The organism is Polynucleobacter cosmopolitanus, assembly GCF_002224225.1.
Lineage (GTDB): Bacteria > Pseudomonadota > Gammaproteobacteria > Burkholderiales > Burkholderiaceae > Polynucleobacter > Polynucleobacter cosmopolitanus.
Window position 1 is genome coordinate 300,687 of record NZ_NJGG01000002.1, and the last position, 12,652, is coordinate 313,338.

Genomic DNA, 12,652 nt, shown 5'->3' on the forward strand with positions numbered 1-12,652 from the left:
ATAAATGAGCGATTTACCAAACCCACTATCTTCAATCGCAGATTCTTTTCTTAATAAAAATTCTAAGAAAACAATGTCTGAGAGGATTGCCCCTCTCCATAAGATTATCAAAGAAAAAATCACTCGTATTCAGCAAAATTCAACAAGCAAAAAAAGTGGTAATACTGTTGAAGCTCCTGCTGTTCAAACCAGTAAAGCAGCTCCAATCAGTGTGAGCTGGGCAAGACATCAAGATGAAGTTAAAGAAGCTCAGCGTTTGCGCTACAAGGTTTTTGCTGAAGAGATGGGAGCCAACCTAAAACCTTCTAAAGAAGGTTTGGACGTTGATATTTTTGATAGTTTCTGTGATCACTTGATTGTTCGTGACAACGAAACCCTCAAGGTGATCGGCACATACAGAGCTTTACCACCCCATCAAGCAAAGCAAATGGGCTGCTTATACTCAGACTCTGAGTTTGATTTGACTCGCTTAAGACATTTGCGTCACAAGATTGTTGAAGTAGGTCGCTCATGCGTTCATCGTGACTATCGCTCTGGTGGCGTCATCATGGCTCTTTGGAGCGGTCTTGGCCAGTACATGAAGAAGAATCAGTATGAAGTGATGTTGGGTTGTGCCAGCGTACAAATGGGCGATGGTGGCCACTACGCAGCCAGCTTAGCCAAGATGTTGAACAATGAGCAACATCTCACAAGCATTGAATACCGTGTTTTTCCAAGATTGGCATTACCAATTGAAGAGTTGAACAGCAGCTTAGAAGTTGAGCCGCCAGCATTGATCAAGGGTTATCTCAGATTAGGCGCTAAGGTGTGTGGTAATCCAGCCTGGGACCCCGACTTTAATACTGCTGACTTCTTGACAATGCTAAGACTGGATGACATTCACCCAAGGTACGCCAAGCATTTCCTAGGCAATAACTAAATAATTAATTCAATCATTTGATTTAACAGCCTCTTTTAAAAGAGGCTGTTTTATTTAGAAAACCTGAATTGTGAGTTCACGGCCAATTTTTTTCCAATCAGTCGATTCTTTTTCAAGTCCAAATTGAGTTAATGGGTTTTTCTTAACCCATTCTTTAGGCACTTTAATAACAAAACCGCCCTCTTGTTCTTTGACAATAATCTCATCAATTTTCTCATCGGCACGTCTACGACATAAGACATGCGCCAAGCGCAAACTAAAGAGCATGCGCCAGTCAATATAGTTTGAAGTCACGGATATTTTGCCCAGTTTTCCCGTGTGGCCCAATAATAAGGCTGCCAATCTAGCTTGATCTAACTTTGAAAATCCTGGCATATCTGCATGGGTAGCAATATAAGCAGAGTGCTTGTGATAACCATTGTGAGTGATGCTCAAGCCAATTTCATGGAGTTTGGCTGCCCAAGAGAGTATCTGTTCATTATCTTTCCGATTTTCATACTTTGGCTTAGCAAATTGATTCAAAAAGAAAATGGCGGCATTACTGACTCGATTGGCTTGTTGACGATCAACGCCATAACGTTGCATGAATTGCTCAACGGTCACATAACGCATATCATGATGCTGAGAGCGCCCTATAAGGTCATAAAGAACGCCCAAACGCAGTGCCGCCTCAGTGACTTCCATGCGCTCAATGCCCAACTCTTCAAATGCTGCCAGCATGATCGCTAAACCGCCCGGTAAAACTGGGCGGCGATCATTCTTTAAACCCAACAATTCTGATCGATCAATGTACTCAGATTCGATCAAGGACTGCTTGAGTGCCAAAAGAGCATCTTTGGTAATAACACCACCCATATCATCAACTGGCAAGTCGTGGGGTGGGCCATTAAAGCCATTTTGAGCAATCAATTCTGCAATGGCTCTGGCTGTTCCTGATGAACCAATAGATTGCTTCCAACCAGCTTTTAAAAATTGAGAGGTGATGGCCTGAATTTCTCTTCGCGCCGATATCTCAGCTTGCTTGAAAGAGTGGGCGTCAACTAAACCACCTGGAAAGAAGTCTTGACTGTAAGAAACACAACCGATGTACAAGGACTCTAGTAATTTTGGTTCATAGCCATCACCGATGATGAACTCTGTAGAACCGCCACCAATATCTAATACAAAACGTCTTCCTGAGCAGGCTGGAGCATCATGAGAGGCACCTATATAAATCAGTCTAGCCTCTTCGCGTCCTTTAATGACTTCAATTGGAAACCCTAATAGTTTTTCAGCTTCTTCGATGAATGAATCTGCATTTCGTGCGACACGCAAGGTGTTGGTGGCTACAGCACGAACTTGTTTAGGTTTAAAACCTCTCAAACGATCCCCAAAACGATGAATCGCTGCCAGACCCCGAGTGATTGCTTTTTGATCTAGAAGTTTATTATCTGTAAGACCAGCAGCCATCCGCACTGAATCTCTCAAGGTATCAATAGGCATTACTTGAGTGCCCGAGGGCGAATCTATCACCCGAGCAATCACCATTCGAAAACTATTAGAGCCCAAGTCAACTGCCGCGACTAGATCGTCAGCAGAGTATGGAGAATTGGAATGGTTCGTGCTCACTTCTAGGATTTTTTATTTTTGATAAGTAAGATTATGACGTCAATATTACATGGTGATGACAAAATGAATTCATAAATTTGTCACATTTCTGACATAGACCTTTGTCAAAATGATAAATATGCAAAAAATGAACTCTTCAACTTCAGCAACCCCTCTTCTGAATCGAGAATTGGGTGCCTTAGAATTTAACTCCAGAGTGCTTGCGCAGGCCGAAGATCCCAAGACGCCGCTACTAGAGCGTTTGCGCTTTGTTTGTATTGTCTCATCAAACATGGATGAGTTCTTTGAGATAAGAATGTCTGGCATCAAGGAACAGTTAAAAAGCAATCCAAAAAACATAACTCCCGACGGCTTAAAGATTAAGGATGCATATGAAGTTGTGGTCCAAAAGGCTCACGAATTAGTTGCTCGAAAATTTAGTCTTCTTCAAGAAGATATTCTGCCTAAACTTGAAAAGGCTGGCGTTAAATTCTTCCCAAGTCATATGTGGACGCCGCAGATTAAAAACTGGGCTCGTGATTTTTTCCAAAAAGAATTGATCCCCCTTTTAACACCGATTGCCTTAGATCCTGCGCATCCTTTTCCTAAAGTCATCAATAAAAGTTTGAACTTTTTAGTGACACTAGAGGGTAAAGACTCATTTGGTCGAAAGCCTACCTTGGCAGTTGTTCAAGCGCCTCGCTCATTACCACGAGTTGTTCCCTTGCCTGAGCACTTGTATTCTGGACCTCATGGCTTTGTTTTATTATCATCATTCATTCAAGCATTTGTGCCTGAGTTATTTCAAGGGATGACAATCACAGGTTGCCATCAATTCAGAGTAACCCGCAATTCCGACCTATTTGTTTCTGAGGATGACATCACTGACTTGCGCTCGGCTCTTCAGGGTGAATTGCCAACCCGTCATTTAGGAGCTGCAGTCAGGTTAGAGGTCACAGCTGAAATGCCTGGTGAACTTCAAGAATATTTACAAAAGGTTGAGGGGCTCAACGATGCAGACTGTTACCGCGTCAATGGCCCTGTGAATTTGGTGCGATTGGTACAAATACCTGATTTAGTAGATATCCCAAAATTTAAATTCAAACCACATCAGCCGAAGCAATCAATTGCCAAGTTAAGTGGTGACAGTATCTTTGAAAAAATAACAAATTCTGACATCCTGTTACATCATCCCTACGAAAGCTTTGATCCTGTTTTACAACTACTTCAAGAAGCAGCCAAAGACCCAAAGGTTTTAGCCATCAAACAAACTGTCTATAGAACAGGTGAGCAATCCTTGGTCATGGATGCACTGATGGAAGCTGCACGTAACGGCAAAGAGGTCACAGTCGTAGTAGAGTTATTAGCTCGCTTTGACGAACAAACTAATATTGGTTGGGCTGCAAAATTAGAAGCAGTAGGCGCTCACGTTGTTTATGGTGTTGTGGGTCATAAATGCCATGCCAAAATGTTATTGATCGTTCGTCAAGAGACAATTCCAGCATCAGGTCGACGCAAAGCTAAAAAAGTACTGAAGCGTTATGCTCATCTAGGTACAGGAAACTACCATCCAAGAACTGCCAAAATCTATAGTGACTTTGGTTTGATGACAGCCAACCAAGAGATTTGTGAAGACATGCACCATGTGTTCATGCAACTCACAGGAACTGGCGGAAGAATCTCGCTCAAACATTTGTGGCAGTCACCATTCACCATGCATCCGGAATTAATTGCTCATATTCGTCGCGAGGCACGAAATGCCAAACAGGGCAAAAAAGCTCACATCATGGCAAAAATGAATTCCCTTTTAGAGCCAACCATTATTCAAGAGCTCTACAAAGCTTCTCAAGCTGGTGTAAAGATTGATTTAATCATTCGAGGTGTGTGTGCCTTGCAACCTGGTGTTCCAGGACTATCAGAAAATATAAAAGTTAAATCAATCATTGGTCGCTTCTTAGAACATCATCGAATTTATTATTTTTATGCAGATGGCACTGAAGTTCTCTATTTATCGTCTGCTGACTGGATGGATCGCAACCTCTTTAGACGTGTTGAGGTGGCCTTCCCTGTATTAGATCCAAAGCTCAAGACCCGCGTCATTAAAGAAGGATTCCAAATGCTTCTTAAGGACAACACCACCACTTGGCATATGAATTCTGAGGGTCACTATCATCAAATTAAGCGCAGAGCTAGCTCAACTGAATATATTGGTCAAAAAGAGTTGGTCAAACTCTTAACTTTATAAAATTGGTTTCGCCAAAATTCTTCTAGTTTTTTGGCGGTGCCATGCGTTGTGCAGGAAAGCTCAAAGAGAATTCACTCCCCTCGCCTAGTTTGGATTTGATCTTAAGCTCGCCATGGTGACGACTGATCACATGTTTGACGATTGCCATCCCCAAACCAGTGCCTCCCGTATCTCTTGAGCGACTACGATCGACTCGATAAAAACGCTCTGTCAGACGTGGTACATGCTCCTCAGAAATACCAGGCCCTGTATCAATCACTGAGAAATGACCCTCTTCACCACAATCCTCCCAGCGAATGATAACGTTCCCGCCCTCAGGGGTGTAACGAATCGCATTAAATACCAAGTTTCCAAAAGCTGAGTACAACTCCAAATCATCGCCAAAGACATTCCGTTGACTAGTTTTTTCAAGCTTGATCTGGTGCCGCCCTTGTGACAAGCCCTCAGCATCTGATTGAAGTCTTGCGAGCATATTGTCCATGGGGATCATCTGAGTGACCGGTGGCTCAGGATTACCCTCTAGCTTGGCCAAAGTCAATAAATCTTCAACCAAGGTCTTCATGCGCTCCGCTTGAACACTCATCAAATCTAAATACTTTTTGCGATCAGCTTCGTTAAGATCAAATTCTTGGACGGTCTCAAGAAATCCCGATAAAACTGTCAAAGGTGTTTTCAGCTCATGCGACACATTAGCCACAAAATCTCGTCGCATTGAATCAGTTTTTTCAATTTGAGAAACATCTTGGGAGAGCAGCAATTTTTGCTTATCTCCGTAGGGAAAAATCTGAATATCCAAAGCAAATTGTTCAAAAATACCCATATTCGTTAAGCGCACAGGATCACGATAATTTTGACGAATCATGTACTGTATAAATGCAGGTTTACGTAATATGTGTGTGATGCGCTGCATGACATCTCGTTTAGCATTAATGCCAAAGTGCTGTTCGGCAATGCTGTTACACCATTCAATTTGATCTTCTTCATTGAGCATCACCACACCGTTTGGCGTGGCTTGAACCGCTTGTATAAACCGGCTGTGTTGCTGTTCAATATCCAAAATTTGATTGCGTAAAGAGCGAATTAGCTTGTGAAGACGGTAGTAAATTTCCCCCCAAATACCCAAGGCATTAGGCATTTCAGCAATGTTCGAAGACATCAATAATCGACTCAATTTGGACGCATGCCAAAATTGGTAAATCAATAGCAGGCTTAAGCAAACAGTGGCCGTCAAGAAACCGCCCGTTAAGTCAAAAACTTCACCAGCTATCCAAGAAATCAACAGAACTGTTAGGAAAATCGTTAATAAACGAGTTTTTATTGGCACCATAAGATGAATATTAACAAGTCTCTGAAAAACAATAGAAAAAATTACCTAAATAACCAAAATAAGCATAGTCAAATAAAGCTACCCAACAAGGACATGATGCTTGAGTGCCTTCATCAAGAAAGCTTCTTAAAAGCTTCATCCTACTGTCAAATTCAACCTCTAAGATCAAATCATGAGTTTTAAGGGTGAAACGAATATCATGAATAATGAATACAAAATCTACTTTTCAATGAAAAATTACATTGTTCCGCAAACAATTGAAGACGAAGTTGCACAGAAAAAAATTGAATATCAATTCATTAAAACCAGTGCGCTTCATCTGAACTTAGATTTGCCTGAAAAGTACAAAAATAATAATGATTTGATCAGCGCTAATTAAGCCCCCATCAGTGCTGTATTAAGCCTCCTGAAGCAGCATCAGAAACAATCTGTGAAGCTTGATTCATAATTTGGTTCTTGAGGATAAATAACTCCGGCAAATAAGATGGTTCTTGGAAGGCTTTTCTACCAATACCTTCGTATTCAAATCCCTGATCAATGATGAGCTGTGGGTCATAAATATTTCTACCATCAAAAATAACAGGTGCAGCTAGCGCCTGTTTCAAGGTATGAAAATCAGGACTTCTAAAAGACTTCCATTCAGTCATGATCAATAGTGCGTCAGCACCCTGAGCCGCATCCAATGGATCTTCATGAAAGCTCAAATCTTCTAATAATTCAGTGCAATCAGACATATCTCCATTGATAGCTAAACGAGCTTCATGCATGGCCACGGGATCATGCGCCTTAATTTGCGCACCACGCATGAGTAAATTACGGATCACAACCCTACTCGGGGCCTCACGCATGTCATCGGTATTTGGCTTGAATGCCAAACCCCATAAACAAAATGTTTTTCCTGCCAAGTCTTTGCCATATCGATTGATGATTTTTTTAACCAAGATATTTTTTTGATATTCGTTAACCTCTTCGACAGCCTTGATTAACTTTAATTCCTGCCCATGATGCTCCGCAATTTTTGCTAATGCCGAAACATCCTTTGGGAAGCAACTTCCACCATAGCCAGTGCCCGCATACAAGAAGCTGTAGCCAATGCGCGTATCTGAACCTATGCCCTGTCTGACTGACTCAATATCAGCGCCCAACACATCTGCTAAATTGGCGATTTCATTCATGAACGAAATGCGCGTTGCCAACATTGCATTGGCTGCATATTTGGTTAATTCAGCACTTCGTACATCCATGTAGTATGTCCGCTCATGATGGCGATTAAAAGGCGCATATAGCTGCCTCATCATTTCTTTGGCTGCAAACCCGGCTGCATTGGCCTGACTGCCAATAACGATGCGATCAGGGCGCATGAAATCCTCAATCGCAGCACCTTCTTTTAAAAACTCAGGATTTGAAATCACCGAGAAGTTCTCACTGGGTAGAGAACGATTCAACAATTCTTGGGCAATCACTTCAGTAACTTTGTCAGCAGTACCTACAGGCACGGTAGATTTATTGACCACCACTTTGAAGCGATTCATGTGTCGGCCAATTTGCCTAGCAGCCTCTAATACATAACTAAGATCTGCTGAGCCATCTTCACTAGGAGGCGTTCCAACAGCAATGAACTGAATATCGCCATAAGCCACTGCAGCTGATACATCGGTCGAGAAAATTAGACGGCCATAAGCTAAATTGCGTTCAATGATTTCTTTAAGACCTGGCTCATAAATTGGCACACCACCAGCATTCAGAATATCAATTTTTTCTTGATTTAAGTCTAAGCAAAAAACATGATTACCCTGTTCAGCTAAGCAAGCGCCCGTGACCAGCCCTACATAACCTGTTCCGATGACTGTAATTTTCATATAACACTCCTGTCATTGATTAATCACAGTGTCGGATGCCATTATGAAATTACGATATCAAGTCTGTGACAATTCCAAGAAATTCAATTGGGTGTGACATCAAGTTGTCATAGTTTTGTTGCTTAATATTCTTTATTTGCTTTAGATTTACCATGAAAAAATACCAAATAGAAGACAATCCCCACAAAGGCAACAAAGGCATCACACGAGCCTTTCGGGCCGCCATCAACTCTTGGAATGGTCTCATTTATGCGTTCAAAGAAGAAAGTGCCTTTCGCCAAGAACTGGGCCTGAGCCTGATCTTGATTCCATTGGCAATTTACTTGCCAGTCACACCGATTGAGAAGATTCTACTGATTGCATCAGTCATCTTGGTGCTGATCATTGAACTATTGAATTCAAGTGTAGAAGCTGCGATTGATCGCATTTCTTTTGAAGTACATGATTTATCTAAGCGAGCTAAAGACTTTGGCAGTGCAGCTGTGATGCTCGCCCTATTACTCTGCGCCCTGACCTGGGTGATTATCTTGAGTGAGCACTATCTCTGATAGTGCTCCAATCAATCAATAATTACTGAGCAATGGATTACTGAGTTATCGGGGTTTTGGTCAAACGATAACCACTGCCACGAACAGTTTCAATCAAGTTCTGGCAATTAGAAGGAGCTAATGCAGCTCTCAGGCGCTTGATGTGAACGTCTACCGTGCGTTCCTCAACAAACACATGATCACCCCATACCTTGTCCAATAGCTGACCTCTGGAGTGGACACGCTCTGGGTGCGTCATGAAAAAATGAAGCAATCTAAATTCTGTTGGGCCCAAATCAAGTGATACCTCATCAATGCCATTAGTGGCCAAGACTCGATGAGACACAGGATCTAAACGCAGGTTATTGATTTGCACCACTTCATCGGCCAGTTGTGGCGAGCGCCTTCTGAGTACCGCACGAATACGAGCCACCAATTCTTTTGGTGAGAAAGGCTTTGTCACATAGTCATCGGCACCAGCCTCAAGACCAGCAATCTTATCCATCTCTTCGCTGCGAGCAGTCAATAGAATGATGGGAATGTCTTTGGTGCGCTCATTAGATCTGAGCTCTTTCGCAAACTGAACGCCAGACTTACCAGGCAACATCCAATCCAACACCACCAAGTCAGGTAGAACTTCTTTCATTAATTGAGAAGCTTGCTCCGTCTGAAATGCTCTGACAGGTAAAAAGCCTGCGTGACTAAGATTAACTGCAATTAACTCAGCAATCGAAGGCTCATCTTCAACAATTAAAATACTGCTTGCCATAAATTAGCTATTAGCCTCTTTAGTTAATTGCTCATGAGGTAAGTGACGAACATCAGTACCTTTAACGATATAAATCACAAATTCAGCAATATTCTTTGAGTGATCACCTATGCGCTCCACTGCTTTAGCAATCGATAACATATCTAAACCAACAGAGATAGTTCTTGGGTCTTCTGACATATAGCTGGTCAGCTTACGCACAAAACCTTTGAACTCTTCATCAATTTGTTTATCTTCATTGACAACATCTGCAGCGGCCACAGTATCTAAGCGAGCAAAACAATCTAAACTGCGACGCAATAAGGAGACAGCCATCTGACCAGACACTCTGATCTCGGCTGTATTAATACCATGAGAAGCACTGTCTTCCAAAATATGCTTGGTACGTCTGGCAATACGATCAGCCTCGTCGCCTGCGCGTTCTAAGTTAGTAATGGCTTTAGACACTGCCATCACCAGACGCAAGTCTCCAGCGATTGGTTGGCGACGCGCAATCAATTCAGTACAAGCATGATCAATTGAGATTTCGAAATCGTTCACTTCAGCTTCACGAACCATGACTTGATCAGCCAAGTCACCATCCAATTGAGCAAAAGCTTTCATGGCCATAGAAACCTGAGACTCTACCAAGCCTCCCATTTCCAGCAAGCTGCCACAAAGAGCATTGAGGTCGTTATCAAATTGTGAGGATAAATGTTTATCGGGCATATCAGTCTCCTAAATTCTTATAATTAACCAAAGCGGCCAGTGATGTAATCTTCAGTTTCTTTGCGTTTTGGCTTGAGGAAGATCTCATCGGTCTTACCAAACTCCATCATTTCGCCCAAGTACATGTAAGCTGTGAAGTCAGAAACGCGGGCTGCTTGTTGCATATTGTGCGTCACTATTGCAATCGTATAGTCTTTTTTCAGTTCATGAACCAATTCTTCTACTTTTGCTGTGGAAATTGGATCCAAAGCTGAAGTAGGCTCATCCAATAAGAGGATAGAAGGCTTAACAGAAACCCCACGAGCAATACACAAGCGCTGCTGCTGACCACCAGACAAAGACAAACCACTTTGATTCAACTTATCCTTGACCTCACCCCACAGAGCTGCCTTGGTCAATGACCACTCAACACGCTCATCCATTTCAGCACGTGATAAAGATTCATACAACTTCACACCAAAAGCAATATTGTCATAAATAGACATTGGGAATGGTGTTGGTTTTTGGAAAATCATGCCAATGCGTGAACGCAATAAGTTCAAGTCCTGCTTAGGGTCCAAAATATTATTGCCATAGAAATTAATTTCACCCTCGGCACGCTGACCTGGGTAGAGGTCATACATGCGGTTCAAGGTTCTTAGCAAAGTAGATTTGCCGCAACCTGATGGTCCGATAAAGGCTGTGACATGCTTCTCAGCAATATTCAAATTGATATTCTTAAGACCCTGAAACGAGCCGTAAAAGAAATTAAGATTTTTAATTTCTAAGGCATTCTTCAATACAGTATCTTGGTTTAAATTTGTATCACTCATTACATTTCCTTGAATTTGGTCAACATCAAATAAATTTCTCATGCGATTTAACTTTGAACTTTTTCTCTAAACACCACTCGAGTCAAAATATTTAGACCGAGTACAACCAATGTGATTAATAAAGCAGCACCCCACGCCAAATCTACCCAGTTGTCATAAGGACTCATAGCAAACTGGAAAATCACCACAGGCAAGTTCGCCATTGGTGCATTCATATTGGTAGAGAAGAATTGATTATTCAATGCCGTGAAGAGCAATGGAGCAGTTTCTCCACTGACGCGAGCCAAGGCCAACAAAATACCTGTGATCACACCTGCTCTTGCTGCAGTCAGCGTCACTGAAAATGCCACTTTCCATCGAGGGGCACCTAATGCATAGGCTGCCTCACGCAATGAAATCGGCACTAATTGCAACATGTTTTCAGTAGTTCTCACGACCACAGGAATAGCAATCAGTGACAAAGCAATTGTTCCTGCCCAGCCTGAGAAGTGTTTAACTTGAGCAACATAAATAGCGTAGACAAACAAGCCAATCACAATCGATGGTGCAGATAACATGATGTCATTAACAAATCGGGTAACAGCAGCAATTTTGCTACCAGCGCCATATTCAGACAAATAAATACCCGCCATCACACCAATCGGCGTACTGATTAAAGTACACGAGGCCACAATCAATAAACTACCAACAATCGCATTGGCCAAGCCGCCACCTTCTGAACCTGGGGCTGGCGTGCTTTGCGTGAACATATTCCAGTCAATGGCTGAGAATCCCTTATAAAAAAGAATGCTCAAAATCCAGAGCAAGAAAATCATGCCCAATGCCATTGACAACATTGAAAGGGCTAAACCGATCCAATTTGTGCGTTTACGCTTTGCGTAAATTGCTTGATTAACGTTATTCATCATGTCTTTTTACCTTGTCCTGCTTCCATACGCGCCAACATGACCTTTGCAATCGCCAACACAATGAACGTGATCGCAAACAAAGCAAGGCCTAGAGAAAATAATGAGGCGTAATGCAAACCTGGCTCCGCTTCACCAAACTCATTGGCCAATGTTGAAGCAATCGAGTTGCCAGGAGAAAACAATGAAGCACTTAGTTTGTGCGCATTGCCAATCACGAAGGTCACCGCCATGGTCTCACCCAGGGCGCGACCAAGACCTAACATGATGCCGCCAATCACACCTGTCTTGGTGTAAGGCAAAACAATCTTGTTCACAACTTCCCAAGTGGTACAGCCAATACCATATGCAGATTCTTTTAATACTGGCGGAACGATTTCAAAAACGTCACGCATCACAGATGCAATGAATGGTAAAACCATCATCGCCAAAATTAATCCGGCACACAAAATGCCGATACCGTTAAACGCACCTGTGAATAAATAACCCAATACAGGAACTTGCCCCAAAGAGGCTGCAAGAGCCGGCTGAATGTATTCAGCAAATAATGGTGCAAAAATGAATAAACCAAACATGCCATAAATAATTGATGGCACAGCTGCTAATAACTCAACTGCCGTACCGAGTGGACGTCTCAATGGTACTGGGCAAGTTTCCGTGAGGAATACTGCCACACCGAAGCTCAGCGGAACGGCAATGAGCAATGCAATCAATGCAGTGACCACTGTACCAAATACAGCAATCAATCCACCAAATTGACCATTGATGATGTCCCACTCAATGGTAAAGAAAAAGCCTAAGCCAAATTCACTGAGAGCTGGCCAAGCATTGATGATCAAAGAAATGATGATGCCAACCAATGCAACCAGCACTGATAAAGCAAAAAATAATGTTGACTTATGGAAGATGAAGTCTTGAATTTTTTGAATTCTTAAGACTTTCTCTGCCTGCGGTGTCAACATATCAGAAGACCGACTGGTATTCATATAGTTCC

Annotated in this window: 12 protein-coding genes; 4 read left to right on the plus strand and 8 right to left on the minus strand. The window is 42.3% G+C overall.

Annotated features, from left to right (window positions below; translation table 11 throughout):
• Window positions 1-4 precede the first annotated feature (4 nt).
• Entirely contained in the window at window positions 5-919 is a 915-nt protein-coding gene (locus AOC33_RS07065; RefSeq protein WP_089516179.1) for a GNAT family N-acetyltransferase, read from the plus strand.
• A 54-nt stretch (window positions 920-973) separates the two neighbouring features.
• Here AOC33_RS07065 and AOC33_RS07070 read toward each other — a convergent pair whose 3' ends face one another.
• Complete coding sequence (locus AOC33_RS07070; RefSeq protein ID WP_089516182.1) at window positions 974-2,446, minus strand: Ppx/GppA phosphatase family protein; 1,473 nt, start codon at window positions 2,444-2,446, stop codon at window positions 974-976.
• Between the two features lie 208 nt (window positions 2,447-2,654).
• Between AOC33_RS07070 and ppk1 the strand changes: the two genes are divergently transcribed.
• Window positions 2,655-4,751 carry a polyphosphate kinase 1 gene (gene ppk1 / locus AOC33_RS07075; protein ID WP_089516455.1) on the plus strand — a complete coding sequence of 699 codons (2,097 nt, stop codon included), beginning with the start codon at window positions 2,655-2,657 and terminating at the stop codon, window positions 4,749-4,751.
• A gap of 22 nt (window positions 4,752-4,773) precedes the next feature.
• Here ppk1 and phoR read toward each other — a convergent pair whose 3' ends face one another.
• Window positions 4,774-6,078: a phosphate regulon sensor histidine kinase PhoR gene (gene phoR / locus AOC33_RS07080; RefSeq protein WP_089516184.1), complete on the minus strand. Its 1,305-nt coding sequence runs from the start codon at window positions 6,076-6,078 to the stop codon at window positions 4,774-4,776.
• A 199-nt stretch (window positions 6,079-6,277) separates the two neighbouring features.
• Between phoR and AOC33_RS07085 the strand changes: the two genes are divergently transcribed.
• Window positions 6,278-6,457 (plus strand): hypothetical protein, encoded by a 180-nt coding sequence (locus AOC33_RS07085; RefSeq protein ID WP_143744028.1) that lies wholly within the window; start codon window positions 6,278-6,280, stop codon window positions 6,455-6,457.
• Between the two features lie 7 nt (window positions 6,458-6,464).
• On the opposite strand, the gene AOC33_RS07090 is transcribed toward AOC33_RS07085, so the two are convergent.
• Window positions 6,465-7,937 (minus strand): UDP-glucose dehydrogenase family protein, encoded by a 1,473-nt coding sequence (locus AOC33_RS07090; RefSeq protein WP_089516190.1) that lies wholly within the window; start codon window positions 7,935-7,937, stop codon window positions 6,465-6,467.
• Window positions 7,938-8,089: 152 nt separating this feature from the next.
• On the opposite strand from AOC33_RS07090, the gene AOC33_RS07095 reads away from it, so the two are divergent.
• Window positions 8,090-8,485 carry a diacylglycerol kinase gene (locus tag AOC33_RS07095; protein WP_089516193.1) on the plus strand — a complete coding sequence of 132 codons (396 nt, stop codon included), beginning with the start codon at window positions 8,090-8,092 and terminating at the stop codon, window positions 8,483-8,485.
• A 37-nt stretch (window positions 8,486-8,522) separates the two neighbouring features.
• On the opposite strand, the gene phoB is transcribed toward AOC33_RS07095, so the two are convergent.
• The 5 genes from phoB to pstC are packed head-to-tail and all read right to left on the minus strand — an operon-like array spanning window position 8,523 to window position 12,644.
• The gene (gene phoB / locus AOC33_RS07100; RefSeq protein ID WP_089516196.1) at window positions 8,523-9,233 is read right to left on the minus strand and encodes a phosphate regulon transcriptional regulator PhoB; all 711 of its coding nucleotides are present in this window, start codon (window positions 9,231-9,233) and stop codon (window positions 8,523-8,525) included.
• Window positions 9,234-9,236: 3 nt separating this feature from the next.
• A complete protein-coding gene (gene phoU / locus AOC33_RS07105) occupies window positions 9,237-9,941 on the minus strand; it encodes a phosphate signaling complex protein PhoU (RefSeq protein ID WP_089516199.1) in 705 nt (234 codons plus the stop codon).
• Between the two features lie 23 nt (window positions 9,942-9,964).
• Window positions 9,965-10,753, minus strand: a complete 789-nt coding sequence (gene pstB / locus AOC33_RS07110; RefSeq protein ID WP_089516456.1) for a phosphate ABC transporter ATP-binding protein PstB — start codon at window positions 10,751-10,753, stop codon at window positions 9,965-9,967.
• A 47-nt stretch (window positions 10,754-10,800) separates the two neighbouring features.
• The gene (gene pstA / locus AOC33_RS07115) at window positions 10,801-11,661 is read right to left on the minus strand and encodes a phosphate ABC transporter permease PstA (RefSeq protein ID WP_089516202.1); all 861 of its coding nucleotides are present in this window, start codon (window positions 11,659-11,661) and stop codon (window positions 10,801-10,803) included.
• Window positions 11,658-12,644: a phosphate ABC transporter permease subunit PstC gene (gene pstC, locus AOC33_RS07120; protein WP_089516204.1), complete on the minus strand. Its 987-nt coding sequence runs from the start codon at window positions 12,642-12,644 to the stop codon at window positions 11,658-11,660. Before pstC ends, pstA begins: the two co-directional genes overlap by 4 nt.
• Window positions 12,645-12,652 lie beyond the last annotated feature (8 nt).

What these genes read in the sequence shown, in the direction of transcription:
- phoR (WP_089516184.1), bottom strand. Translation starts at nt 6,078, where the DNA reads ATGGTGCCAATAAAAACTCGTTTATTAACGATTTTCCTAACAGTTCTG.
- AOC33_RS07070 (WP_089516182.1), bottom strand. Translation starts at nt 2,446, where the DNA reads ATGGTGATTGCTCGGGTGATAGATTCGCCCTCGGGCACTCAAGTAATG.
- AOC33_RS07090 (WP_089516190.1), bottom strand. Translation starts at nt 7,937, where the DNA reads ATGAAAATTACAGTCATCGGAACAGGTTATGTAGGGCTGGTCACGGGC.
- AOC33_RS07065 (WP_089516179.1), top strand. Translation starts at nt 5, where the DNA reads ATGAGCGATTTACCAAACCCACTATCTTCAATCGCAGATTCTTTTCTT.
- phoB (WP_089516196.1), bottom strand. Translation starts at nt 9,233, where the DNA reads ATGGCAAGCAGTATTTTAATTGTTGAAGATGAGCCTTCGATTGCTGAG.
- ppk1 (WP_089516455.1), top strand. Translation starts at nt 2,655, where the DNA reads ATGAACTCTTCAACTTCAGCAACCCCTCTTCTGAATCGAGAATTGGGT.
- phoU (WP_089516199.1), bottom strand. Translation starts at nt 9,941, where the DNA reads ATGCCCGATAAACATTTATCCTCACAATTTGATAACGACCTCAATGCT.
- AOC33_RS07085 (WP_143744028.1), top strand. Translation starts at nt 6,278, where the DNA reads ATGAATAATGAATACAAAATCTACTTTTCAATGAAAAATTACATTGTT.
- pstB (WP_089516456.1), bottom strand. Translation starts at nt 10,753, where the DNA reads ATGAGTGATACAAATTTAAACCAAGATACTGTATTGAAGAATGCCTTA.
- pstA (WP_089516202.1), bottom strand. Translation starts at nt 11,661, where the DNA reads ATGATGAATAACGTTAATCAAGCAATTTACGCAAAGCGTAAACGCACA.
- AOC33_RS07095 (WP_089516193.1), top strand. Translation starts at nt 8,090, where the DNA reads ATGAAAAAATACCAAATAGAAGACAATCCCCACAAAGGCAACAAAGGC.
- pstC (WP_089516204.1), bottom strand. Translation starts at nt 12,644, where the DNA reads ATGAATACCAGTCGGTCTTCTGATATGTTGACACCGCAGGCAGAGAAA.